Annotated in this window: 22 protein-coding genes; 2 read left to right on the forward strand and 20 right to left on the reverse strand. The window is 48.2% G+C overall.

Going from position 1 to position 23,983, the window contains the following annotated elements:
* Positions 1-109: 109 nt before the first annotated feature.
* The 5 genes from KCTCHS21_RS28090 to KCTCHS21_RS28110 form a co-directional block, all read right to left on the reverse strand.
* Positions 110-1,102 carry an ABC transporter permease subunit gene (locus tag KCTCHS21_RS28090; protein ID WP_130615617.1) on the reverse strand — a complete coding sequence of 331 codons (993 nt, stop codon included), beginning with the start codon at positions 1,100-1,102 and terminating at the stop codon, positions 110-112.
* Positions 1,092-1,976: an ABC transporter ATP-binding protein gene (locus KCTCHS21_RS28095; RefSeq protein ID WP_130615619.1), complete on the reverse strand. Its 885-nt coding sequence runs from the start codon at positions 1,974-1,976 to the stop codon at positions 1,092-1,094. The genes KCTCHS21_RS28090 and KCTCHS21_RS28095 overlap by 11 nt, the downstream gene beginning before the upstream one ends.
* A complete protein-coding gene (locus tag KCTCHS21_RS28100; RefSeq protein ID WP_130616744.1) occupies positions 1,951-2,361 on the reverse strand; it encodes a GntR family transcriptional regulator in 411 nt (136 codons plus the stop codon). The genes KCTCHS21_RS28095 and KCTCHS21_RS28100 overlap by 26 nt, the downstream gene beginning before the upstream one ends.
* A 487-nt stretch (positions 2,362-2,848) precedes the next feature.
* On the reverse strand, positions 2,849-5,893 hold the full coding sequence (locus KCTCHS21_RS28105) for an EAL domain-containing protein (protein ID WP_130615621.1): 3,045 nt from the start codon (positions 5,891-5,893) through the stop codon (positions 2,849-2,851).
* 328 nt (positions 5,894-6,221) lie between these two features.
* Entirely contained in the window at positions 6,222-6,698 is a 477-nt protein-coding gene (locus tag KCTCHS21_RS28110) for a CcdC family protein (protein WP_130615623.1), read from the reverse strand.
* A 179-nt stretch (positions 6,699-6,877) separates the two neighbouring features.
* On the opposite strand from KCTCHS21_RS28110, the gene KCTCHS21_RS28115 reads away from it, so the two are divergent.
* Positions 6,878-7,810, forward strand: a complete 933-nt coding sequence (locus KCTCHS21_RS28115; protein WP_157994140.1) for a ketopantoate reductase family protein — start codon at positions 6,878-6,880, stop codon at positions 7,808-7,810.
* Between the two features lie 86 nt (positions 7,811-7,896).
* Here the strand turns inward: KCTCHS21_RS28115 and KCTCHS21_RS28120 are convergent, their stop codons facing one another.
* From KCTCHS21_RS28120 to KCTCHS21_RS28150, 7 genes are all read right to left on the reverse strand, one after another.
* Positions 7,897-8,895 (reverse strand): zinc-dependent alcohol dehydrogenase, encoded by a 999-nt coding sequence (locus tag KCTCHS21_RS28120; RefSeq protein ID WP_130615627.1) that lies wholly within the window; start codon positions 8,893-8,895, stop codon positions 7,897-7,899.
* Positions 8,896-8,963: 68 nt separating this feature from the next.
* Positions 8,964-9,767 (reverse strand): amidohydrolase family protein, encoded by an 804-nt coding sequence (locus KCTCHS21_RS28125; protein WP_130615629.1) that lies wholly within the window; start codon positions 9,765-9,767, stop codon positions 8,964-8,966.
* Positions 9,764-10,507: an amidohydrolase family protein gene (locus KCTCHS21_RS28130; RefSeq protein WP_157994141.1), complete on the reverse strand. Its 744-nt coding sequence runs from the start codon at positions 10,505-10,507 to the stop codon at positions 9,764-9,766. Before KCTCHS21_RS28130 ends, KCTCHS21_RS28125 begins: the two co-directional genes overlap by 4 nt.
* Positions 10,500-11,333 (reverse strand): hypothetical protein, encoded by an 834-nt coding sequence (locus KCTCHS21_RS28135; protein ID WP_130615633.1) that lies wholly within the window; start codon positions 11,331-11,333, stop codon positions 10,500-10,502. Before KCTCHS21_RS28135 ends, KCTCHS21_RS28130 begins: the two co-directional genes overlap by 8 nt.
* A 15-nt stretch (positions 11,334-11,348) precedes the next feature.
* Positions 11,349-12,254 carry a carbohydrate ABC transporter permease gene (locus KCTCHS21_RS28140; RefSeq protein ID WP_130615635.1) on the reverse strand — a complete coding sequence of 302 codons (906 nt, stop codon included), beginning with the start codon at positions 12,252-12,254 and terminating at the stop codon, positions 11,349-11,351.
* The gene (locus tag KCTCHS21_RS28145; protein ID WP_130615637.1) at positions 12,208-13,077 is read right to left on the reverse strand and encodes a carbohydrate ABC transporter permease; all 870 of its coding nucleotides are present in this window, start codon (positions 13,075-13,077) and stop codon (positions 12,208-12,210) included. Before KCTCHS21_RS28145 ends, KCTCHS21_RS28140 begins: the two co-directional genes overlap by 47 nt.
* Before the next feature lie 131 nt (positions 13,078-13,208).
* Positions 13,209-14,573: an extracellular solute-binding protein gene (locus KCTCHS21_RS28150; protein ID WP_157994142.1), complete on the reverse strand. Its 1,365-nt coding sequence runs from the start codon at positions 14,571-14,573 to the stop codon at positions 13,209-13,211.
* 331 nt (positions 14,574-14,904) lie between these two features.
* Between KCTCHS21_RS28150 and KCTCHS21_RS28155 the strand changes: the two genes are divergently transcribed.
* Entirely contained in the window at positions 14,905-16,287 is a 1,383-nt protein-coding gene (locus tag KCTCHS21_RS28155) for an extracellular solute-binding protein (RefSeq protein WP_130615641.1), read from the forward strand.
* Between the two features lie 98 nt (positions 16,288-16,385).
* Here the strand turns inward: KCTCHS21_RS28155 and KCTCHS21_RS28160 are convergent, their stop codons facing one another.
* The 8 genes from KCTCHS21_RS28160 to KCTCHS21_RS28195 all read right to left on the reverse strand — a co-directional run bounded on the left by KCTCHS21_RS28160 (position 16,386) and on the right by KCTCHS21_RS28195 (position 23,950).
* Positions 16,386-17,294, reverse strand: coding sequence for a Gfo/Idh/MocA family protein (locus KCTCHS21_RS28160; RefSeq protein WP_130615643.1), 909 nt, complete (start codon positions 17,292-17,294; stop codon positions 16,386-16,388).
* Positions 17,287-18,471 (reverse strand): M20 metallopeptidase family protein, encoded by a 1,185-nt coding sequence (locus KCTCHS21_RS28165; protein ID WP_130615645.1) that lies wholly within the window; start codon positions 18,469-18,471, stop codon positions 17,287-17,289. Before KCTCHS21_RS28165 ends, KCTCHS21_RS28160 begins: the two co-directional genes overlap by 8 nt.
* Positions 18,468-19,361, reverse strand: coding sequence for an L-serine ammonia-lyase, iron-sulfur-dependent, subunit alpha (sdaAA, locus tag KCTCHS21_RS28170; RefSeq protein ID WP_130615647.1), 894 nt, complete (start codon positions 19,359-19,361; stop codon positions 18,468-18,470). The genes KCTCHS21_RS28165 and sdaAA overlap by 4 nt, the downstream gene beginning before the upstream one ends.
* Positions 19,358-20,041: an L-serine ammonia-lyase, iron-sulfur-dependent subunit beta gene (gene sdaAB / locus KCTCHS21_RS28175; protein ID WP_130615649.1), complete on the reverse strand. Its 684-nt coding sequence runs from the start codon at positions 20,039-20,041 to the stop codon at positions 19,358-19,360. Before sdaAB ends, sdaAA begins: the two co-directional genes overlap by 4 nt.
* Positions 20,042-20,046: 5 nt before the next feature.
* Positions 20,047-21,129, reverse strand: a complete 1,083-nt coding sequence (locus KCTCHS21_RS28180; protein WP_130615651.1) for a dihydrodipicolinate synthase family protein — start codon at positions 21,127-21,129, stop codon at positions 20,047-20,049.
* Positions 21,129-22,145 carry an NAD-dependent epimerase/dehydratase family protein gene (locus KCTCHS21_RS28185; RefSeq protein WP_130615653.1) on the reverse strand — a complete coding sequence of 339 codons (1,017 nt, stop codon included), beginning with the start codon at positions 22,143-22,145 and terminating at the stop codon, positions 21,129-21,131. The genes KCTCHS21_RS28180 and KCTCHS21_RS28185 overlap by 1 nt, the downstream gene beginning before the upstream one ends.
* Before the next feature lie 119 nt (positions 22,146-22,264).
* Positions 22,265-23,581, reverse strand: a complete 1,317-nt coding sequence (locus KCTCHS21_RS28190) for a GGDEF domain-containing protein (protein WP_130615655.1) — start codon at positions 23,579-23,581, stop codon at positions 22,265-22,267.
* Positions 23,582-23,605: 24 nt separating this feature from the next.
* Complete coding sequence (locus tag KCTCHS21_RS28195; RefSeq protein ID WP_130615657.1) at positions 23,606-23,950, reverse strand: hypothetical protein; 345 nt, start codon at positions 23,948-23,950, stop codon at positions 23,606-23,608.
* Between the last annotated feature and the right edge of the window lie 33 nt (positions 23,951-23,983).

Genomic DNA, 23,983 nt, shown 5'->3' on the forward strand with positions numbered 1-23,983 from the left:
CCCATAATTTGACTCCATTTTTACATATTGTACCATAATGGCATTTGATAGTTTGTTAAATTTTTCTTAAAAGAGCCTTATTTTTATATGATATTAGTAGGATGAGAACCTAAATCTTAAACCTAATACGTGTCAGGTAGCGGATGATATTCAAACCAAGGAACACACCTGCAAGAGCTCCAATGTAATACCAAATCAAACGACTTTGACTATAAAAAAAGCCAGACAGTATTGATCCACTCGCCAATGCGAAGCACACCACAAAGCTGATCTGTACTGCCCGTTCCCACCCTCTGAAAATAAGCAGCTTCCCATTGTTTTCTGTACGGGTGCGTATAAATGCCATTAACCCGCCACCGACAGTTATAGCCAATAATCCGCCCATAATCATGACGTACTTAAGAGTAATTTGAATGTGGTCTACTGCAACATAGTTTATGGGGTTGAAATACTGCTCTATTTTATAATACGAATTAGCATTAATGGGGATATTATTAATCCGCAAGAAGGATTGAACCAATGTCCATAACGAGTAGGGCAAAATTAAAATCAAAAGCGAGAACACGCTTTGAGAGGCTATACTCCCGCATATGGTTCCTATAAACATAGCAAGCGAGTATACTGCCCCTACTGACAACACAGTGTATAGAACCTCTTTGACGTGAAAAGCAAGACTAAAATAGGAAGAAACCGGTGAGCTCGCAATAATAGCCATATCAATAAGTGTATTAATAAGTAATGAACCGATTAACAGCCCGGTGCCAAACAACCACTTGGTAACAAAGATGCTGCTCCGAGAATAGGGAAATGAGAAGAGTAATTCCTGAGAACCGTTTCTTCTCTCCCAGCCTACCTGTACAAACGCTAACACAAATAAGGCGATCATTAGCCAAATTCGGCTACCGGACTCGAAAGCGCCATATTGATAAGCATCAAGGGTATGACGAACAGCGCTCACATTCCTGTCGATCCATTCGGGCTCGCCCATAAACCATGAATTGTATCGTTGCAATCCCAATGTTAACAAATGACCCAGAGGTAATATCCACAGAATGGCACTCGCTTGCTTCGCTTCCCTTAACGCCAACGACTTAATCCACATGCTTACGACCTCCCAGCTTCCACACGAACAAATCCTCCAGCTTCATTGGCAATGGCTCCATTAATAGCGGATTAAACTTACCCATTTCCTCCAATATGCTAATTTGAGCTTTCGTATCTACTAATACTGTATATACACGCCCAACTCGATCCAAGACATGGACACTTGGAGATTTCAGCCACACCGTAGGAGCCTCTTCTCGGAATACGACTTGAAACTTGCAGATGGCTCCATTCGTCGCATCCGTTATAGAGTGCGTTTCTATTGCTCCATCCTTCATTAGCAGTATCGTATCCGCGATTCTTTCAAGCTCCCCCAGCATGTGGGAGGAGATGACGAGCGTCGTGCCCTCTTCCGCAGCTTCCATCAGTAATTTCGTTATCTGCTTGTTGGCTATGATATCAATCCCGTTCGTTGGCTCGTCCAGCAATATGTATTGCGCTTTAGTAGATAATCCAAGAGCGATGCTGAACATCATCCGCATTCCTTTAGAGAATTGCCTGATTTTTCGATTGTGCGGGAGCTCCAGTCTATGTAGCGTTTCTTTGAAATAATCTCTATCGAAGAAAGGGTAGACTCGGGAAAATAACTGAGCGCTATCCATAGCTGTATAGTTCAATAACGCCTCTGGGCTATCGGGTATAAAAACAATGTTCATCTTGTTTCCAGGCGAGCTGTAGATGGACTCCCCCTCATACTCCACGGTCCCAGAATCCGGAGTAAGAACACCAGCCATCGTCTTGAATAGCGTTGTTTTACCGGTTCCATTACGCCCTACCACTCCAACAACCTGTCCCGGCATAAGCTTGAAATTAACATTCCGCAGCACTACCTGCTTATCTATCGTCTTATTCAGGTCTCTTACTACTAGCATCTGTTTCCCCCCAGTAATGTTCGACTTCTTGATTTATCCACTTTTGAAAATCCACCTTAGCCACACCTAAATGACGAGCTTCCACAACTAGTCGCTTTAGCTCCTCACGAAGCTGCTTGTGCCTTTCCCGCTCCATCCCCGGAGCTGAAGCTGGCTTACACACAAATGTACCCTTGCCTCTCACGGTTGCAATGACGCCCTGCCGTTCCAGCTCTTGGTAGGATTTCGCAACTGTATTTGGATTGATGAGCAGCATGCCTGATAGCTCTCTAACGGAAGGAATCTTGTCCCCCTCGCGTAAAGCGCCTTTAACAATAAGCTCCTTCATTTGATTAACGATTTGTTCGTAAATCGGTGACAGACTCCGTTCATTGATCTGTATCATAGGCCATCTGGTCACTCCTTCGCCTCACGAGTGTATTACTAAACATAGTACACATAGTACTATTTAAACTTTAAAATGGCAACATAAAAAAAGGGGAAGGCCGTCCCATAAGGTAACTTATGGGACAGCCTTTTGCTTTATCTATCGATTATAGTTTTTGCGGGAAAGTATCTCCTTGCGGTTGTTGATTGAGATCGTGAAATCTGAATGGGTAAACTCGTAACAAGGAGATTTCACGATCTCAAAGACAAACGCTTCGCTCCTACAGGAGATACTTTCCCTCTTTTTATCATCGATTAAGATGAGAAAAAAGCAAAAAGAAACCTCCCTTTAGTCAAATGGAGGTGTCGAGTTACCATTTTTTCACTTGCGCTTAATCTGCTCAACCAGCAGTTGAAAACGAAAGGTGTTGGCACAGGAATAGCTTCCCGCATCAACACTTTTTCGTCCAAACCTTCCTTACAATTCATTTTCTATCGTTCTATTTTTAGCTCATCCAGCTAGAGATTTCAAGAAAGTATGCGATAAATTGGTCCGAGGACATGGGGCGACCAGTGAAGAACCCCTGAATTCGATCACATTGCAATTGCTGCAGCCTTTGCAGCTGGCTCTCCGTCTCAACACCTTCTGCCGTTACAGATAGACCAAGGCTGTGTGACATTTCAATTACGGCCTTAGCAATCGCATCATCATCCGAATCCTCTATCATATTGAGGATAAAAGAAGGATCTATCTTCACAATGTGTACGGGAAGCTTCTTAAGCCACAGTAGTGAGGATTGTCCGATACCGAAATCATCAATAGCAATCTTGACACCGATCTCAACAAGCTCACCTAACATCTTAATACTATGCTCAAGATTCTGAACTGCTGTGTGCTCAGTAATCTCCAAACAAAGATTAAATGGTTGGATGTCTGTATCCTTAAGCACCTTACGAACTAAATCAGGGAAGTGCTCCTGTTGGAATTGTAGCGCTGAGATGTTAACGGAAATGACTAAGGATGGCATTCCAGCATGAATCCACCGTTTACATTCCAAGCACGCCTGCTCTAGAACCCATTGTCCAATTGGAATAATAAGTCCCGTTTCTTCTGCTAGCGGGATGAAATCTCCAGGCTGTATTGTTTTGCCGTCAGGCGTTTGCCATCTAAGCAAGGTTTCGGCACCGTAGACTTTACCCGTGGAGAGTGATATTTGCGGCTGAAAATGGACCACAAGCTCCCCTCGTTCCAAGGCATATCGGAGTCCTGTTTCCATATTAAAGCGCTCTACCCTCTTGGAGCTTAGAGTCGGGGTATAGATTTTCAAAGCATTACCGCTGTTATCCTTCGTATAATACATGGCCAAATCCGCATACTTGATCAAAGAGTCTACATCTTCGCCATGATTGGGATACAGACAAGCCCCAATACTCGCAGACAAGTAAAATTCCTGTCCCTCTAAGAAGAAGGGTCTTGTTAACGTCTGCAGCATCTTATCGGCTACAAGAACAACATCTTCTACTCCGTCTATTACGGATAGCAATACGATAAACTCATCTCCGCCAAGGCGGGCAATGATGTCCTGCTCTCCTACACATTCCCTTAACGAATGGGCAACACGTTGAAGCAGCAAATCACCCGCCTGATGACCAAGAGTATCATTGACGATCTTAAACCGATCCAAATCGATCATCATAACAGCGAGCTTCCGCCCATCCCGCTTCCGATCCTCCATTGCTGTTTGCAATTGATCCTTGAATAAAAGTCGGTTGGGTAATCCGGTAAGCGCATCTTCATAGGCTAGCTGGGTTATTCTTGCCTCATTAAGCTTCTTCTCCGTAATATCAGTTAAAGATCCAATAATTCGGGTTGCTTCCCCTGCTGCATTCCATACCCGATCCCCAGCAAGGAATACCCATAGGAATTGTCCATCCAATCCGCGAATGCGAAGCTCTAATTGGACCGGCTTATCCATCTTCCTCATCTTGTCCGGTTCCATGAAGGTGGCTTTGATTAAGCGCTGATCGTCTGGATGAACAAGCTCCAAGAACGATTCAGGCTCATCCGTTAGCCGCTCCGTCGATCGGCTTAGAATTTTATGTGCACGAATGTTCCAATCAATCTTGTTCGTTTCCAAATCCCAATCCCATATTCCATCATTAGTCGTTCTCGACACGATCTCCAGCTTCTCGGCAATGGATCTTACTTGTTGGAATAGTAGCTCTCTTTCCAGCGCTACAGCAAGAATCGTGAAGCTATGTCGCGACAAATCATTAGCGACGAAATTGTTTAAAGGATCGAGCGGGCCCACTAGAGCAATGTATCCCCAATTCTGAAGATCAGATTTAACAGGATGAAGAATAACGATATCTTCTCCTCCTGGAAGGGCTCCAGGCGGCAAAAAGTCTAATGGCGGGAACTCCTCTAGTGAGTACTTCGATCCTTCTAGAGGCACCCTATGACCATTCTTGCTGAACACCTGGCGCACGACCAAATGCCTTTGTTGGTTTTCATCCTCCTCCCATAGAGCTAAGCAGCCCCAATGGGATAAATTCCAGAATAAATTAGAAATATGTATTTTCTCTTCTTTGGTAGCTAAAATTAAACCCTTTGTCATCTTATAATTGTTAACCGTAATATTGTGAAGGGAAGTTCTTAACTGGGAAAGGCTCTGTAAGTAGGTATCGAAATGGGCAGCAGAATGGAACTGTGTTCTCTCGGCACAGGCGCACGATGACCTTACTATAAATTGAGCGGGTACATATACTGTATTATCTGTTAGCTCTCGGCCTTCAAGCATATCCAGAATCCTGCTTACAGCTTCTTTGGCCATCTCCTCGAAGGGCTGCCGAGAAGTCGTCACAGAAGGATAATTAACGGCTGCCTGATGGATGTCATCAAATCCAGTTACCGCTACATCCTTAGGGATAGAGTAGCCCTTGGATTGTAAGCAGTCTATAACCCCGAGCGCATTCAAATCAGATCCTGCAGCAACTGCTGTAAAAGGAAGCCCCATCTGAAGCAGCTTTTCCGTTGCGAGGATACCGCTCTCCAATAGATTGTCATTCGTCTTTATAATAAGCCGATCATCAAAAGGCACTCCGCGCTCTTCCAATGCATCTCTGTATCCCAAATACCGTTCATGTAAATCGTATTGATCCAGATGACCGATGAATGCAATCTCCCTATGCCCATGGTCAATGAGATGATTTACCATCTTCTTCATGCTCACACGATTATCCACCAGAACAGACTGCCCTTGCTGGAACGGCGATGGAAATCCAATGCAAACGAAAGGCTTCTCACTTTTTCTCAGAAACTCAAGAAAAGAAGCACTTGCACTTGGCAATATGACAATCCAAGCTTCGACAATTCCGAACGCAATCGGCTCTTCCAATGCCATTATGCCCAGATAGTCATCCGCAACCTGTATGGCGAACAGCTGTGATTCAATATCCCTAATCGCCTGATGAATAAACGGTAACATGCGACCGTAATACTCCCCGTCCAAGTGCGGTGCGATTACACCAATCCGATAACCCTGACCCACGTTGTTCCCTGCTTTCTGTGTGTAGGTAAGTTTTTATGTTCGTATTGACAAATTTCAACATTTATTTACGAAATCCTCTAGTTAGCAAATGAACTCCAGAAAAAACTTGCAGTACCGCAATCGACACCCTATTTGTTTCTCTTATTTCCCTTATCGGAAAATATGGCTCACTCTGAGAGCACATGAGCCATTTTTCTTCATAACGGACAAATCTGAGGCGTTAGAGGCTTATCTTGATTGGAAAAAACATGAAACCTTCGGTATGAAGGCTTCATGCTTCGATATAAAGAAGGCGCTTAGTGATTGTATTAAGCCTATATTCCACAGATTAAATAGCTAACTTAGGTTTGCTTAAATAGAGCTTACGAAATCTAACATAGGATACGATCCGCCAAGGAATAATGTAGCTTAACGCTACAGTTAGGAAGAGAGCTGTTTTCGTCTCGGCATCTATTCCAATTAAATAGTCTCGAAGCAAAAACCGAATAACTAGCACAGCTAGGAAGGCAATGATAAACCATACATTTTTCACAGCATAGATATTCTGATCCTCCCTGCGCTCATACCGTGTAGTTAAGATGAGAGGCACGGATAGCAAGCATCCCATGGCCGCCGCAGCGACCCATTCCCAAGATACAGCATGCACCTTAGGATTAGTCATTAGAGCAATTGCGGGTAGCATGAATAGAAGAGGGACAAGTAATCGAATTCCGTTCCCACGAATCGGACGGAACATTCCTCGCGTCCTACGCCATATAACTAGCACCGCAACCAATATAGCAATTGAATAAAATGAAGAATCCATTTTAGCTCACCCCTGAAGTGGTTTTTATATTCTAATCATATGGCAAATCGCACCCTTCAGTTAGTGACTATCGTCATCTTTTTCATCTATCCAAAGTCATATCATTTATGCCTCTCTTGCTGTGCGTCTTTAATATTCGTTATGATAGACAAAAATAGTTAATGGAGAGAGCTGAGACTATGAGGATTGTTGTGATCGGAGCGGGAGCGATCGGAGGATATATGGCGGCAAGGATGCTAGAAGCTGGACTCGATGTAACGCTTCTAGTTCGTGAGAAGCGGCGCAGCCAGCTGGAGAAAACAGGGCTTGTCGTGCTAAGCACGGCTGGCAATCACACCAGTCACCCTCCTCTACTCGTTAGTGGAGAAGCTGGAGGTCCTTATGATCTTGCGATTATTGCAACCAAAGCATACGGACTTGCTGAAATACTCAAACAAATGAAGCCTTATACGCATAGCCAGACTGTTATACTCCCGTTTCTTAATGGGATGCAGCATTTCGAGCAGATCACAAAGGCTTATCCGGAGCATCCTATTCTGGGTGGAGTAGCACGGATAGAAGCAACATTAGGGGAAGATGGAGCTATCCATCACTTAAGCGCCATTCACCATTTTGCATACGGCAAGCTTCGCAATTTAACCGATACCCAATACGAGACCATAAAGGCTACTTTATCTGCTGTGCCCATACTTGTGGAGAAGTCGAATATAGAACGAGATCTATGGGAGAAATATGCCTTTATTAATGTTTTATCCGGACTGACAACCTTATTTCAGGCTTCAGTTGGGGACATTCTCAATACAGCCTTGGGGTTGGAAACCTTCAAGCAAGCGTTCACTGAAACCTATGCGGTTATCCAGCATGCAGGTGGCGAGCTAAGTGACGGATTGATGGAAAAGCAGCTCCAGATTATAAAAGGGCTATCTGCGACCAGCACCTCTTCTATGCTACGCGACCTGATTCAAGGGCTACCGACCGAATCAGCGCATATTCAAGGTTACCTTGTTGAGCTAGCTCATCGGCATAATTGTCCCGCGCCGTTACTAGAAATCATTAACCAACGATTAGAGATTTATGAGAATAAGAGAAACCGTCAGGAAAGTTCATCCTGATATATTACCCAACAATGCCTTCTACACCGAAAATATCGAATAACAGATCAGGCCCATGAGTAAATTTATGGACCTGATCTGTTCACTCATCCTATCTTCAAAAGCATCCCAAGCTCATCCCCCGGAGCTTCCGAGCATCGGCGATACGCTTCACCAATCTCACTTAAAGACCATTCGCTCGTAATCATTGGATTAACCTTAATCCGTTTCTCTTGTAGTAATCGGATATACGCCGCAAGGTTTCTTCCTTCTGTCCAGCGCACGTAACCAAGCGGATAATCAACGCCGGCTTTCTCGTATATCTCATCGTAACGGCCTGGCCCTCCCGCTCGGGAGATGCGAATATCCACTTCCTTGGAGAACAGGGCATTCCGGTTAAAGATCGGGTTCGGCACGCCCACGATCACGATTCGACCGCGGTCCCTTAGCCAGCCGATACTTTCGTCGAGCAAAGTATCATTGCAGCCTCCGGCGCATAGGAGTACGCAATCTACTCCTTGACCACCCTCAGTATGCTTCTTTAGTTGCTCTGCAAGCATCTCATCTGATGAAGCTACATAAGCTGATGGCATACACTGATTCGCTACGCGACTTCGGGTCTCCAGCTTATCCGTGGCAAGAACGATAGAAGAGGCCGCGTAGCCAACTTGTGCCACCAATTGTCCCAAGATGCCGAGACCTACGACGAGAAGACTCTCACCGAAATGTACATCGGCCTGTCGCAAGGCATGAATCGCGATCGTGCCCAATCCGGCGAATGCGGCCTCTCGCGGATCTACGGAGTCCGGAACTGGAACTGAAAGATGCTTGGGTGCGACAATGATTTCACTATGAGTCGGCACCCCATACACTGCAGCTCTCTGTCCGGGCCGAAGATGCTCCACTGCCCCTCCAACCGCCTCAACTATCCCTACTCCACTGTACCCCGGAAGGACAAGAGCAGCTTTATTTCTTAGATGCATTAGCTCAGTTCCCGGGCTAATTGCAGAGTATTCCGTCAGAATTCTGACTTCATTATCTCCTAGCACCCCGGGTTCGAAATCCTCTAATGCCGGTACTCCATCTCTTACAACAACACGTCTCATTCCCAAAAATCCTCCAGTCCGTCCTTTACTAGGAGCGGCCGCCCTATCAACACTACTCATCCTACCTCTCATTCAAATAGACGCATGGCATTGCCATAGATTAGGTCGATACGCTCCTCTTCTTCGATGTCACCACTGGCCAGTTGTAGCGCCGTTGCCTCGGCGGTCTGAAGCGGTGTACAAGAGCTGTACGCATAGGATTGGGCCAGTCCGGCCCGACATATCGATGCAATTACGGCCAGCGGACCGTTGCAGAACCATAAATCGAACAGCACTTGGTGTATCTTGCTATCAGATGCAACGTTTCGCATGACCAAATCTCGCTCCTGATCACGTAAGCCGCTTATGAGCAAGGGATGACCATTAGCAGCCATGATCAGCTCCGCCAGTTCGTGTAGGTTAACGGCATCGACTAGCAATAATCGATGCTGCAGCCTCTCGTCCTGCAAACGTGTGCAAATCTGCAAAGGAAGCTGATGTTTACCCACCTCATCTAAGAGTTCCTGCACCCCGTCCTCACGCAACCCGTATCCGTGATAACCGGGAACGAGACGTATTCCCCTGGCCCCCATGCTTACTGCCCAATCCAGTTCTTCCTTCCATCCCGCTTCAAGTGGATTAACGATCGGAAACGGCCACAAACGCACATCCTTTGAGACTGCAGCGAACAGCTCTTCATTGCCCGTGCGGGTATCATGTCCGAGCACCGAGGATAAGTGACTTACACATATCGCTCGTAGCCCTAATCGATCCGCCATATCTGTTAACTCGCCTGCATCGGCGCGTAACGCTTGACGATCTGGCCATTGACCGACGAAAGCAAGCAAGTCGATGGCTCCATAACGGGTAAACCTATCCAGCATGATGTTCATTTCACCACCTCGGCAAGAAGCTTCGCCATATTCCCTTCCGTAACGAGCTCGAACTCCCGTTCCGACAACCGGGCGCCTAGAACTTTGCCCAAGTTGCTCGCGAGGCAAGCGTAAGGCAGGTCAGAACCGAATATAACTCTTTCCGCCCCGAGCCGATTAACGGCAAGCGCAACTTCTCCTGCGCCGATAGGGGTTCCTGATGTATCTGTGTAAATATTACGATAATTAGCGATTGTATTGATGGCCGTTTCAGCTTGTCCGCCTAGATGAGCCATAATGAGACGTGCTTCAGGATATCGTCGTGCCAACTCTGCCACATGAACGGCTGTGGACTCATAATGGAGCTGATCTATAGATTTTCTCCATGCATGAATCAGAATCGGTGCGCGATAAGCAATTGCTTGCTCGACAAAAGGGTAGACGAGCGGATCATTGCAGAGTGTAGCTACCCAAAGCTTAATTCCGATCATCCCTTGATCTTCCATTCGTCTACGATAATCCTTCAAGGCCTCTTTGCCATGCCGAGGATTTATATAGCAATACCCAGCCACCCGATCTCGATGGGTGCGGATGACATTAACCATGTCATCGTTCGCTTTATGAACCTCCTCGAATGTCGGGCTGTGGTTCAAGGAATTCAACGAGCTCCCTACAAAGAGTCTTATTCCTAAACGATCGCCTTCTTCTAACGTTTCATGATGCAAGTCGGAGCCTTGGAGATGGATGTGCGCGTCAATCATTGGCGTGACCATCCCCTAGCTTGGATTCAGATAATGCCGAAACGAGATCTTCAAGGGCATACACGAAACCGAAAAATAGAGACACGCTCCATAGGGATAGCTGTTTAGCCTCTTCACCCCGTGCCGTTTCTTTATTTTCGACAGCCGTTACTGCTTCAGGGACTACCGAACAAAGCAGCCCATGCCGCTTCATATCATGCATTCCCCCGGGATTCAACAGAAGACAAGCATTAAGAGCAAAGCCTGTATAGATCAAATGGTTAATTCCACGTTCTTGGCATAGGGCAAATAATTGTCCCGAAGTGGCAACTACACCTTCATTTCCACGCGGTTTAACCGAATCAGGAATATCCAGGCGGGCAAAGCCAGCGTTAATATCATCGATATTGTGAGTCCCTGGGAAAGCATTCGCCTTGCGAAAAGCTTCTAGGCTAGCATGAGACTCATCGACAGAAATTTGCTCGATCTTGTGATCCTCTTCCCCTGCGAGCTCAACCGCATGCTTGTATCCCGGATATTGTTTATAATAATCTCCGATCGGCTCTACCACATGAAACACCGTCATACCCGCTTCTCGGCTAGCGCTTAATAATCTAGGTAGCTCCTGCTCGGCAATCGCATTGGCTCGAGTTAAAAATTCAACCGCCCTATACCATCCAGGAAATTGGTCTCGCGACCCGGAATCCCATGCATGCATAACAACGATAGCCGTGCGGGATAGATCCAGCTCCAAGTCGTCTTTGCACCACCCCGCGTAGCCTTCACCGGGGAATTCAAGCTGATCGTCTGCATCAAACTGTTTGTAATAGCCTGTTTTCACCCTCATCTTCAATGTCCCCCATTATCCTTTAACCGCGCCGATCGTGAGTCCTTTTACGAAAAAGCGTTGGAACGCAACGAACAAAATGACGATAGGCGCCATCGTCCACGTTGCCCCTGCCAATACAAGACCATAGTCAACGTTCTGCAATTGCATAGAGGCAAGTCCGACTTGCAGTGTTCGCATATTCCGAGATTCCGTCGCAAGAAGCGGCCATAAGAAATCGTTCCATTGTGTAATGAATCCGAAAATACCTACGATCGCCAACACCGGCATTGAAACAGGCACGATGATATTCCAGTACGTACGCCATTCCGAGCATCCGTCCATTCTCGCCGCTTCAAGCAAATCTTCGGGAATGGTCTGCATAAACTGCTTCGATAAAAATACCGCCAAAGGCGATACGAGTATCGGTAGCAGCAGTGCCCAATACGTGTTAAGAAGGCCCATATCTCTGATTTGCATGAACAGGGGTACCATGATGATCTGAGTCGATGTCATCATGATGCTTACGATAGCCCAGAACAGAATGCGCTTGCCTGGAAACTGCTTCTTGGCGAAGGCATAGCCAGCCATGGAACAAAGAATGACGTTTCCTAACATCCCGCTTATAGCCACGATCAAGCTGTTGGATGTCCAGACCCAGATATTCCCGTCCAACAGCTTCTTGAAGTTATCAAGTGTAAATCCTCCCCAAGATAAATCCGGAGGGGTTTGAATTGCAGACGTTGGCGGCTTAAACGACTGAAGCACCATCCAGTAAAACGGAAAGAGCAATGCGAGAGCCGCTATACTCAGTATGATGAAGCTTACCAATTGATACCCTTTAATACGAAGGATGACTAACCCCTCCCCTTCTTTATAGCACCTGTTGTCGCCATCAATATTCCAAATCTTCGGACATTGTTCGGAACTGGAAAATAGCAATAATCATAACGATAACTAGCAAAACAACCGCCTGCGCGGATGCAACGCCAAAATCAAACTTCTTAAACGCATTCTCATAAATCAAATAACCGATTGTCGTTGTTGAACGGTTAGGACCGCCCCCAGTAAGCATATAGATCGGAGCGAACACTTGAAAAGATCCGACCGTATTTACAACGATCAAATACGTTAGCGTCGGCTTTAACATCGGCAATTTGATTTTGATCATCTCTTGCCATAGATTTGCTCCATCGATGCGCGCCGCTTCCTGATAATCCTTCGGTATACCGCCGAGTGAGGTTACGAGAATTAAGATGTTCGCTCCCTGTGAAACGGCTACCGTCATTAGAATAATCGAAAACAAAGCAATTTTCGGATCGCCTAGCCACAAAATAGGGGAAACCCCGACAAAATCAAGCAGATAATTAAGCAATCCGAACGAGGGATGATACAGCCAGAGCCATATGATCGACACAATGACGATCGGAGCAACACTCGGCAAATAAAATGCGGATTTAAACACACCTTGCATCCGTTGCTGGAAGGGATCTATCATGAACGCTGCAATCAATGACAAAACCAGTCCTGCAACTACCGTTATGACGGTAAAAACCGCGGTAATCCATAGGGATTTCCAAAAGAAGCTGTCGCCGAACACATGATTGTAATTGCTGAAGCCAACCCATTCATAGCCGTTTAACGTCCACTTCTGAAAACTAAGCTGAAGACCCTTGAAGATGGGCAGGAACATGAATCCGGCGAACAAGAGGCAAGCCGGCAATAAAAAGAGATAGCCCGGAAGTGCTTTTCGTATACGATACATATGTTCTCACCTCAATCACTGCTTCTCAGCGATTTCACTCCAAAGTCGTCAAGTCCATTTACATCGGGTTTATGAAGCGCCTGACCACCTAACTTAGTATCATTAAGCGGTCAAGCGCCCTTGAATTCCTGTTATTGCAGCTTTTCCTTGATTAACTTGTCCAACGAATCGAGAGATTCGCCGACCGTCTTACCACCGGTAAGGATCGCCTGTATTTCCTTCTCCCAATCTCCCACGCTAACTAAACCAAATGCACGTGAAAACACGGAGTTTCCATAATTGGACAAGGCGTCGAAATACGTCATTACTGGATCGTCGCTATACAGGTTTCCGGAAGAATTTCGTGCCGGGAACGTTCCGATTTGCTTAACGATTTTAGAGTTTTCGGCATTCGTAATAAAACGCGCGAATTCCATGACAAGCTTCTTCTTCTCTTCCTCTTTCTGCTTAAATACGATAAAGCCACCTACGTTATTCCATGCTGCAGTCTCTTGGCCTTCTCCATGAGGAGGAGCGACAAATGCGATTTCAAAAGGCTTCGGAGCCTTCTTCACTTCTTCAAGCAAGAAAGGAGCATCTGGCATCATCGCGATTTGCTGATTTAGAAACATTTCCTTCGCATTCATTGCGCTTATTCCCGCTCCACCCGGAGGAGCAACTTTATGCTTATTAGCTAAATCTATCGTGAATTGCAAACCATCTGCGAACGCCTTATCGGTTATCGTGGATTGATCGAAATTCGGGTTCACGATATTACCGCCGTTCGTCAATCCGTTTAAGTACATGTAGAACGGTGCATCCTTGCCCCAGACTACAGTCCCGTAAACATCGGGCTTGCTCCCTCCACTCCGATTGAATGTCGTAGCTTGAGCCGCTTTAAGGTACTCGTCTAAGCTCCAGTCCCGTAGCTCCCTGCTTGTCGGCAGTAGGTCGGTAGCATTTCGCTCCTTAAACAAATCCATGTTCACGGCAACCGCCGATACCATTTTTAGCCAAGGCCACATGTAAGCTTGATCCTTATATTTAATCGCGCCTTTCACCGCTTCCGAATAATCGTCCCAGTCGGCTTGAGTTAGAAATTCGTCTATCGGCTCGAGGACACCCATTTTGCCGTATTTCGTAACCCCGCCAAAGTTATTGATGGTGTAAACCAAATCCGGTGGCGATCCAGCGGCGACGCCTACATCGATTTTCTCTGTACCGCCAGACCAGTCAAGTAGTTCAACGGAGATGTTCGCTTGAGGATACTGCTCCTTAAACTGACGGGCATATTCTTTAGCCCAATCGTCCGGATTACCATTCCCATCACCATTAATCCCGTTCATCATCGGATAGATCCAAAGCTTAATCGGGATTTCGCTTACTTTGCCTGTCTCTTTCGCGCCTTCCGATGATTGGCTCGCTGTAGAACCCTTATCGGAGTTGTCCTTCGCACAAGCCGACATAATCATGCCGAAAATGAAAACGGTTGCTAAAATAATGGATAATTTACGCATTTGTGTACCCCCATTTTTGTAGTATGAACACATTCATTAACTATCGGCTTTATAACGATCACTCCAACGCAGCTCACAACCTCCTAATGAGTTTATTCTTCTTTCAAATTTCGTCAAAAATATGATATAATTCAAGTACGCCATAAAGGTTATATGTACCGCACCTGTACCCTTTATGTTAGAGGTCGTTTCCACCTCTGTCAATCTATTTTTGTTACTACATCTCACATTTCGTCAATTAATCTAACATGCATATCCCCTGTGTCTTCCTAGATTGGGAATATGCATCGGTTTATTTGCTTGTTGTTCTTATAGGATTAGGAGGGACTTCATGCGTAGAGAAAATGAGTTTCTTTACACTAAATTGTACAAAAACCTAAAGGAGCAAATCTGCACCGGACTTATTAAGCCCGGAGAATACTTGTTGCCCGAAAATGAATTGAGCACCCATTACGGGATTAGCCGCAAATCGGTACGTCACGCTCTTTCCTTGCTTCAGGAAGACGGACTGATCATCAAACGCGTCGGTCTTGGCACGATGGTACCGGAAGATTTAATAATCGAGAAATCGGAGCCGCAAACACTACGGATTCTGACTCCATCCCCCGCTTTCTTTCTTGAACGCGGTTTGCCTATTTTCATTGAGGCCTTTAATAAGAAGCATCCACATATCGAAGTTAAAGTTCTCGGACTACCGGTCGATAAGTTTTGGGAGTCCTTCCGCTCAAGCAATGAGATGGGCTTGATTGCCGACCTCGTCCTTGTCCCTGACATGAAGTTCTCGGAATGGAGTGGCTCAACCGATTTCGTTGACATAGCTCCGTTCATATCAGATCTCACCAATTCGATTTATCCCAAGCTGATGAATCACTTCGGTAGCGAAGGTAAAATGTTAGCTGCTCCGTTTACCTTTTCTTCCGTATTTTTTGCCTGTAACCCGCGGTTGTTCGAACAACATGGTATACCGGTTCCGAACGACCGTTGGAGCTTCGATGAATTCATTGCCGCTGCCGAGCAGCTTACTCTCGTACAGGACGGCATCACGACACAATTCGGTTTTTCCATGCATCCCGTCGTTAATCGTTGGCTAGCTTTGGCCGTTATGAACGGGTTTGCGCCTAGAGATCAAGCCAACCATACACAAATCCTGTCACGTACCTTGTCTGTTATTCAGGACTTGTTTTTCCGCAAACGAATTGCCACTACGTTTCCTGATATGGTGTGGCCTAGAACCCCATTCATTCACGGAAAATCCGCCATGGTCCTGACCACGACATTCGAAATGGCAAACTGGCAAAACGACGACATGGACTTTATCCCGAAGGTAATTCCAATGCCGTTCGACAATGATCGCTCAACATTGCTTCTGGCGAATGCCTTTATGATCCCAGCTTCTAGCCAAAATGTGCAGTCCGCCGTATCGTTTATCCGCTCCGCATTGGAGGACGCTACACAACGGGAATTGACCGAGCAAACACTGTTTCTTTCCGTTAAGGAACCTATTAACCTGCAAGCGAAAGAGGATCCTTATTTGCACTCTTTGAATATTGCCAACAATCAAATCGACAACGACTACTTTATTAATGAGTTGTTCGATGATACCGTTCGGAATGCTCTTGAAGAGGAAATGAGTATGTTTTGGCTTGGGCTTGAGCCCCCTTCTTCGATTGTGGATGTGTATGACAAGCTGATTCTGGAGTGCGTGCAAAGATAAAAGTGAAGGACCCTGCCCGCTTAAGAGCGATCAGGGTTTTTTTGAATTCCAAGCAAGCATAAACGGCTTTCGCTGTCTTTTGGTTAGCGAAAGATTGTTTATGTCGGGATGGGAACCCCCCCGAGCTTTCTGCTCTCTTCCGCGGCTTCCAGGAACCGAATGATTTCGGCGGTTTCCGACCATTGAATCGGCGATTGCTTTGTTCGGAAGAAATTCATGATCTGTTCAAGCAGACTTGCGTAAAAAGGCTTGGCATCCGGACTTATTTCAAAGGAGAACCGTTGTTTATCCTCGCCATGAATAACCGCCCCGAAGCGACTATCCGGTCTACGTTCGAGCCTTACAGTGCCGATACGACCGTCGTGCCAGCGTCCGGTTACGATTTCATAGTCGTCTTCTACCCAAGCACTTATGCTAGCACAACCTGTTCCCAATATCGCATATAACATTTCTACGGAATGAATTCCATACCAGAAATAAACAGATTGAGTCGGTTCAACGATAAATGGACCTCGAGTCTCGGCAGCCGCAACGTTTGATCTACCAATTGCAGCTAAGCACTCGCGCATTTGTTCCGCATAGCGCAAGGAAGAGCTACTCATGATCGGAGTCCCCCAACGTTTGGCTATTTGATGAATCTCTGCCGCTTCTCTAGCGGACAAAGCCAAAGGTTTATCGATAAACACCGGCTTCCCATAGGGGGCGATGGCTTGAAATTGCTCCAGATGTACGCGTCCGTCCGCCGATTCCAGCAAGATCGCGTCGCAGCTTTCCGCGACTTCTTGGAGGCTATCCATCTTCAATATACCGAATCTGTCGCTTAATAGATTCATATAATCGTCCACGCGACTGATGCTTAAGGGGAAATCCGCTGATCCGCCGGCATAAGCGCAAACGACGCGTCCCCCAGGGATATGATCCTTATGGTGAATGTCATTAATCATACTCGAGAACACTACGGCATGCGACGTATCTGTGCCGATTAGACCTATTCGAAGTTCATTCATAGGCAGAGAGCGCAGCGAGTCTGCTTATCGCGATATCGGCCAGCAAAGCCGCACCAAGCGGAATGCACTGTTCGTTTAACCTATACTTCGGATGATGGAGTCCGTAAGCGGACTGCGCATCTTTCTCTGGACCCGATCCCAGCCAAAAGAAACACCCCGGAATATGATTCAGGTAGACGGAAAAGTCCTCCCCAGCTAGAGTCGGCAACGCATGTATTCTTCTTTCGGATCCAATGGTATTGTCGATAATCGCATTCACATGGGCAACGTTCTCATCCGGATTAACGAGCACCGGCACCTGTCGGATATAATTCAGCCGAGCTTCGCATTGATAACCCTCTGCAATTCGTTGAACAATTCGCTCGATCCGTTCGGCCAATCCGTCACGAACGTCCGGATGGAATGCACGGACTGTCCCCGTCATCTCGCATGTATGCGGGATAACGTTATTCGCTTCACCAGCGCGAATGCTTCCGATCGTTACGACGACCGGATCGAAAGGCGATACTTCGCGGCTAACAACAGTCTGCAGCGCCTGAACGATCGCCGAGGCGCAGACGACCGGATCAATGCTTTGATCGGGAATCGCACCGTGCCCACCTTTGCCTTTCAGAAAAATCTCTATACGGTCGACGGAACCCATCATAGATCCGGCGCGGGTAGCTGCCCATCCGGCGGAAAGCGTCGGTAGATTATGCAAGCCGTAAATTTCGCTTACCCCATTCAAAACGCCTTGTTCGATCATCGCTTTCGCGCCAGCATTTATTTCTTCTGCGGATTGAAACAACAACCTCACAGTTCCGTTCAACTTAGCACCTCCGGCAAGCAATTCCGCCGCTCCGAGCAGTATCGCCGTATGTGCATCGTGACCGCAGGCGTGCATAATTCCCGGGCGAGACGAGGCAAACGGCACACCCGTTTCCTCCTGAATCGGAAGAGCGTCCATATCCGCCCGCAATGCGACAATCGGACCGGAACGTTCGCCGACAATTTCGGCGACAATACCATGACCCCCAACGCCCGTGCGGTAAGGTATGCCGAGGCGGTCAAGCCGTTGCGTAACTTTGGAAGCCGTCTCGGCCTCTTCGAAACTAAGCTCCGGATAACGATGAAGCTCCCTACGGAAATCCGTCCATTCTGGCGCTAATTCATTTGCTTTCTCCAACCATGTCGTCACTTGGGTTTCCCGCCTTTCTTTCCGTAAAGCTGCTCCATGATTTTGCGCCCTGTCGGCGTCTGCGCGAGGCCGCCTTTGGCGGTTTCCCGATGCTTCTCCGGCATTGCTGCTCCGACCTCCAGCATGACCCCGATCACTTCATCAGACGGTATCGCGCTGCGGACGCCGGCAAGCGCCATATCCGCCGCGGCCAATGCCGTAACGGCGCCGAAGCCATTTCTCACGATGCACGGAATCTCCACCAGTCCGGCAACCGGATCGCAGATGAGCCCCAGTGAGTTTTTCAGCGCCAGTCCGACGGCATGAACGGCTTGCTCCGGCGAACCTCCGCGTATTTCGGTCAGCGCGCCGGCGGCCATGCCGATCGCCGAGCCGACTTCTGCTTGGCAGCCTCCTTCCGCGCCTGACACGAACGAATTGTTGGCGATCACGTAGCCGATCGCACCCGCGGCGAACAAACCGTATACGAGTCGTGAATCCTCCCAATCAAACCTCTCCTGGGAGCTGACGAACACTCCCGGAATGATGCCGCAGGATCCGGCAGTCGGCGTGGCAATCACTCGTCCCATCGAAGCGTTAACCTCCGAAACGGCAAGCGCATAAGCAAGCGCTTTGCTCGCTTCATCCCCGAGCGAGGATTGCTGTACACGCCCGTAATCGTGGACCCGACGCGCATCTCCTCCAGTAAGGCCGCTACGAGACTTTGTCTCCTCTTCGATACCCTTACGAACGGCTTCTTTCATCACTTGATAGTAAGAAGCCATTTGTTCGTATATTTGTTCTGTGCTCTGGCCGGTTTCTCGGGCTTGTTCCACTACCATGAGTCTGCCTATCGACAGAGATTCTTCCTTGCACAAAGTCATTAATTGCTCCAAGCTGGAAAATCTCATGGCGTTCCCCCCTTGCTCGCTAAGTCGATTACGCTAACGCGGCGCACGTTCGTCAGCTCGCGAATCCGCTCGATCACTTCCTCACGAATCCGCTGATCGCTTTCGATGACGGTAAGCGCCTCGCCGTTCCGGGCTTCACGGTCAACCTCCATATAGCTGATGTTCACATGGGCGTTTTTCAAGATCTCGGTAACTTCAGATACCATACCGTATCTGTCCTCGTGGTAGATTAGCAGCGTAGGGTAATTCGCCGTAAACTTCACGTCGAAACGATCGATGCCGACGATCTCGACATTGCCTCCGCCGATCGATCGCCCCGTAACACTTACGTTCGTATCCCCGAGTCTCATCGTAATCGTCGCGGTATTAGGATGAACGTCGGGTTTCCGTCCTTCCTTAAACCTCACGAGAAGCCCCGCGGCTGCCGCCAAATCCAAGGCATCCCTAATCCTCTCATCGTCCGTATCGTAATCCAACAAGCCGGCGACGATCGCGAGATCGGTCCCGTGTCCGCGATACGTGTCAGCGAACGATCCATATAGAATGATGTCCGCTTCCTGCGGCAAGCCACCCATTGCCTGTCTCGCGGTTCTGCCTAAACGAGCGGCGCCTGCCGTATGGGAACTGGAAGGCCCGATCATACTCGGACCGATAATGGAGAACACATCCTTGAATCGCATGACCGTTAGTCCTTAAGCCAATCTTGGAGGCCAGATGCAACGAATTCATCGTCATGTAAGTGAGGATATTGCGAGTATACGCGATCAATTTCTCCCGATTGGCCGGGGGACAACGTTTCCTCGGGATTCAAGCACCATATGCCTTTCAGTAAGCCTTGTCTTCTGAGCACCTCGTGAATACCCGGTATGCAGCCTTCAAAATGATGCGCGGGATCGAAGAACGCCGCGTTCGTGTCTGTCACTTGGATGGCTCGCGTCAGCCAATTGGCGGATATCGAATCGTCGTTCCTTACCTCCTTAATCTCCTCGAGTAGAGCCACCGCTTTATTCGTCCATACCGCCCAATGGCCGAGCAAACCTCCAACGACCGCTTTTTCCACAACTGTGCCGTCGATCTCGAATCGGAACTTAGTAAGCAGGTCTACGATAATGTTATCGTCGTTGCCCGTATAGAGGGCGATCTCGTCGCGTCTGCTGGAATAACAAACCGCGCGGGCGACGTCGAGCGTTTGATAACGATTGAACGGAGCCATCTTAATCGCGACGACGTTCGGAATTTCGGAGAAACGGCTCCAGAAGTCGTAGCTAAATATTCTTCCCCCTACGGAAGGCTGCAAATAGAAGCCGATAACTGGCATCAGCTCCGCGACCCGTTCCGTACGCGCGATCAAATCGTCCTCGCTCCAATCCGCTAGTCCACCCATGCTAAGCAGGGCTGCATCGTATCCGAGCGACAATGCAATCCGACTTTCGCTCAGAGCTTGAACAGTCGGGCCGCATATACCGGCCACTTGGATGAAGGGACGATCCAGTTTGCCTTCCCTTTTCGCTTTCTTCACTTCTTCGGCTGCCATAGACAACACCGTTTCGTAGAGATCATGCTGTGGATCGCGAATTTCGAACTGCGTCGAATGCACACCGACGGCAATGCCTCCAGCTCCGGAGGCGATGTAATAACGGGACAATGCCCTTTGGCTCGCCACATCCAGCTGACGATTCTCGTCCAAGGCAAGGGGATGGGCGGGAATGACGAGGCCGTCTTGAAGCGCGGCCGACAATTCGGCCGACAACCGGTTTGATGCAGCCATTAGAAATTCCCCTTTCTCTCTTGGAAATGAGTCGGTTTGTTCCAAGTCGATCCGCCCTGAAGTACCCATTCCGCGGTCCAATCAATCATCTCAAGCAAGGAGACTGTAGGGTATCCGAACTGCTTATGGGATTTGGAAGCGTTGTTCAGCAACGCGTTATCTGACTCGGAACCCGTGAATAACGCTTCTTTGCCGATGCGTTTCGCGAACTCGTTCGCCGCCCAACGGATGGACATCGTCTCGGGTCCCGTAATGTTCATAATACTTGGAGGCGACGTGCACTCCGTCAAGCAACGCAAAGCCATCGAATTGGCATCCCCTTGCCAGATGACGTTGGCGAAACCCATCGATAAGTCGATGCTCCGTCCTTCGGTAACGGCTTTGGCCAGCTCAAGCAGCACGCCATACCGCAAGTCGATTGCGTAGTTCAGTCGGTACATGACCATTGGCGTCCCATTCTTGTGGGAGTGATACTCGAATATCCGTTCCCGGCCGAGACACGATTGAGCATACTCGCCCAGCGGGGCTGGTGAGATTCCTTCATGCGCTCCTCCTCCGGAGACAGGAAGAAACGGATAGACGTTTCCAGACGAGAATACGACGATACGGGATTCCTTGTATTTTTCCGCGACGCGGCCTGGCAAATAGGCATTCATCGCCCACGTGAAATGCTCCCGTCCGGTCGTTCCGAATTTGTTGCCGGCCATATAGATGACATTCTCAGCATTAGGCAACGCGCGCAACGCGTCGTCGTCCAATAGCTCGCAAGAAATCGTCTCGATGCCTGCGTCCTCCAGTTCTTGGCGTGCTTCCGCGTTAGAAAAGCGCGACACTCCGATCACTCGTTTGTTCAAGCCGCCTTCGCGGATCGCGTTCATCGCGAGCTTTGCCAAGCTCGGTCCCATTTTCCCGCCGACGCCCAACAGGACGATATCTCCATTCACTTTCGCCAAGTCTCTAATTAATCCCTCAGACGGTTCAGCTAGTTTATTCTCCAATTGTTCAACCGTTCTCATTGCCCACTGCTCCCTTCGAAATCGTATCACACCCTAAGCATACGTCTCGAATAGATATAAAGACAGGTCTTTATATTGTCTTTATATCCACAATAAACGGGCTCTTTCCCGGTTCGCTATTAAAGAGATTTGTCCATGAGAAAGGTGAAGCGATAAATTTGCCTCGGTCGACCTTTCGGAGCTTTATCCATGCCCGAGATTTCCACCAATCCGCCGTCGGTCCACATGAGTAACAAGCGATGCGCGCTGCGTACCGTAATGTTAAGCATCGAAGCGAGATCATGCACCATGTATTCGTATTTGTTAAAGCGCGCCATATGGTGGAGCAGCTTGCTCAGATAGGCGCTCGTCATCCCCGCTTCCTCCGCCCTCTTGATCATCGCGGCATCCGTTGGAGACAAAATCGACTGAACGGGATCGGCCATTTCTAACGGACCAATCAAAGATGAATCTTCCCGAACGATATAACAAGCGTTGCCTCCTGCTTCCTTCGCTTTGCGCAGCGCATTCCTAGCGTTCGTGCCGGCTTCGTTGGCCGATGCGCCAAAACCGATTCCTACGCTTAACGAAATCCCGTAAGACTTGTTGGCTTCTTTCGCTAGGGGAATCGTTTTATAACCACCCGTTTCTCTCTCGAGGATGCCCCTTGTCGTAAAAAAGAGATATTCGTCCCCGCCAGGAGAAGTCAAATAACCGTCGAGGGATTCGACGTAACCCAGTACCATTCGGTGTATATCCAGCTTTAGCTTTTGCACCTCGTGCTCGTTGCTTCGCCTCATCGCCAGCTTGCCGAAATCGTCCACATTAATCATTCCTACGACGATCTGGGACTCCTTACCTCGTCGCGACTCCGTCGAGAGCAATGCGCGTTCTAACGTCACGATAATGTCTTGGTCGGAAGGGACGAGCCATTCGTTGGCGATGTTCAGCTCGAACAAGAGATTAGCCGCTTGTTCATCGCCGGTCAAGGCGACTGAACTATTCCCGGCTTCCGCATGTAATCGATGAAACGCGACGAGCCTATCGGCTGACGTATGCACCGGACCGTCGTAGACGACGACTCTCGTATGCTCTAGTCCGAGATCCTTGAGCGTTCTCGTAACCATCGCTTTCGTTAACGTGTCGACAGAGACGCCTCCTTCGAGACTTCCCGTTCTATGGGCGCGAAACAAGGCTTTGTACAAGCCGGCTCCGGTCAGCGGAATATGGTGAACAGGTACGGATATCGGTAACTTCTGCTTCACGATGCGATGCAACAACGGCCCGGACAGCAATAGAACTTCCGCTTCTTCGCCGAGCTGCTCGGCCGCTTGCAGTACGTTCTTCTCGTTATCGACGATACGCGTCAACGGAGCGAACGTCGGAAACGACTTCAACACTCTCAGCGTTTGCTCTACGATCTTACGCGTTCCGATAACGCCGATTTTGATCTGCATCCCGATGGACTCCTCTCCTGCTCCCTATTTTGCAACATGCTCTGAGCTATCAACAGTAAAACCAACTCGCTCCGACACTTCAATCGTGAGCAGGCTATTGTCCGAATCATAAGCCAACAGAGGGTATTTAAGATCGCTTAGCCACCATTTCTGATGGGACTGCTGTTCCTTATCATCTTCGTAATAGAAAAAATGAATTTCCTCCACAAGACCTTTTAACGACTCCGCCATTTCCGCGCTAACATCCTCTATTTCCATTTTCCAACCACGCTCTGACGGCTCTAAAGTAAAACCGCACCCCAGCTTTGAAGTGTCTAACAGCGCCCTACCTACCCCACCTTTAACAATTAACCTTTTCTCCATCGCCATGATATCCGCCCCTTTCACCTTGTTATGTCGCAC

It is taken from the genome of Cohnella abietis (genome assembly GCF_004295585.1).
Classification (GTDB): Bacteria; Bacillota; Bacilli; order Paenibacillales; family Paenibacillaceae; genus Cohnella; species Cohnella abietis.

Coding starts and splice junctions, on each gene's coding strand:
- KCTCHS21_RS28090 (WP_130615617.1), bottom strand. CDS start 1,102: ATGTGGATTAAGTCGTTGGCGTTAAGGGAAGCGAAGCAAGCGAGTGCC.
- KCTCHS21_RS28095 (WP_130615619.1), bottom strand. CDS start 1,976: ATGCTAGTAGTAAGAGACCTGAATAAGACGATAGATAAGCAGGTAGTG.
- KCTCHS21_RS28100 (WP_130616744.1), bottom strand. CDS start 2,361: ATGATACAGATCAATGAACGGAGTCTGTCACCGATTTACGAACAAATC.
- KCTCHS21_RS28110 (WP_130615623.1), bottom strand. CDS start 6,698: ATGGATTCTTCATTTTATTCAATTGCTATATTGGTTGCGGTGCTAGTT.
- KCTCHS21_RS28115 (WP_157994140.1), top strand. CDS start 6,878: ATGAGGATTGTTGTGATCGGAGCGGGAGCGATCGGAGGATATATGGCG.
- KCTCHS21_RS28120 (WP_130615627.1), bottom strand. CDS start 8,895: ATGAGACGTGTTGTTGTAAGAGATGGAGTACCGGCATTAGAGGATTTC.
- KCTCHS21_RS28125 (WP_130615629.1), bottom strand. CDS start 9,767: ATGAACATCATGCTGGATAGGTTTACCCGTTATGGAGCCATCGACTTG.
- KCTCHS21_RS28130 (WP_157994141.1), bottom strand. CDS start 10,507: ATGATTGACGCGCACATCCATCTCCAAGGCTCCGACTTGCATCATGAA.
- KCTCHS21_RS28135 (WP_130615633.1), bottom strand. CDS start 11,333: ATGAGGGTGAAAACAGGCTATTACAAACAGTTTGATGCAGACGATCAG.
- KCTCHS21_RS28145 (WP_130615637.1), bottom strand. CDS start 13,077: ATGTATCGTATACGAAAAGCACTTCCGGGCTATCTCTTTTTATTGCCG.
- KCTCHS21_RS28150 (WP_157994142.1), bottom strand. CDS start 14,573: ATGCGTAAATTATCCATTATTTTAGCAACCGTTTTCATTTTCGGCATG.
- KCTCHS21_RS28155 (WP_130615641.1), top strand. CDS start 14,905: ATGCGTAGAGAAAATGAGTTTCTTTACACTAAATTGTACAAAAACCTA.
- KCTCHS21_RS28160 (WP_130615643.1), bottom strand. CDS start 17,294: ATGAATGAACTTCGAATAGGTCTAATCGGCACAGATACGTCGCATGCC.
- sdaAA (WP_130615647.1), bottom strand. CDS start 19,361: ATGAGATTTTCCAGCTTGGAGCAATTAATGACTTTGTGCAAGGAAGAA.
- sdaAB (WP_130615649.1), bottom strand. CDS start 20,041: ATGCGATTCAAGGATGTGTTCTCCATTATCGGTCCGAGTATGATCGGG.
- KCTCHS21_RS28180 (WP_130615651.1), bottom strand. CDS start 21,129: ATGGCTGCATCAAACCGGTTGTCGGCCGAATTGTCGGCCGCGCTTCAA.
- KCTCHS21_RS28185 (WP_130615653.1), bottom strand. CDS start 22,145: ATGAGAACGGTTGAACAATTGGAGAATAAACTAGCTGAACCGTCTGAG.
- KCTCHS21_RS28190 (WP_130615655.1), bottom strand. CDS start 23,581: ATGCAGATCAAAATCGGCGTTATCGGAACGCGTAAGATCGTAGAGCAA.
- KCTCHS21_RS28195 (WP_130615657.1), bottom strand. CDS start 23,950: ATGGCGATGGAGAAAAGGTTAATTGTTAAAGGTGGGGTAGGTAGGGCG.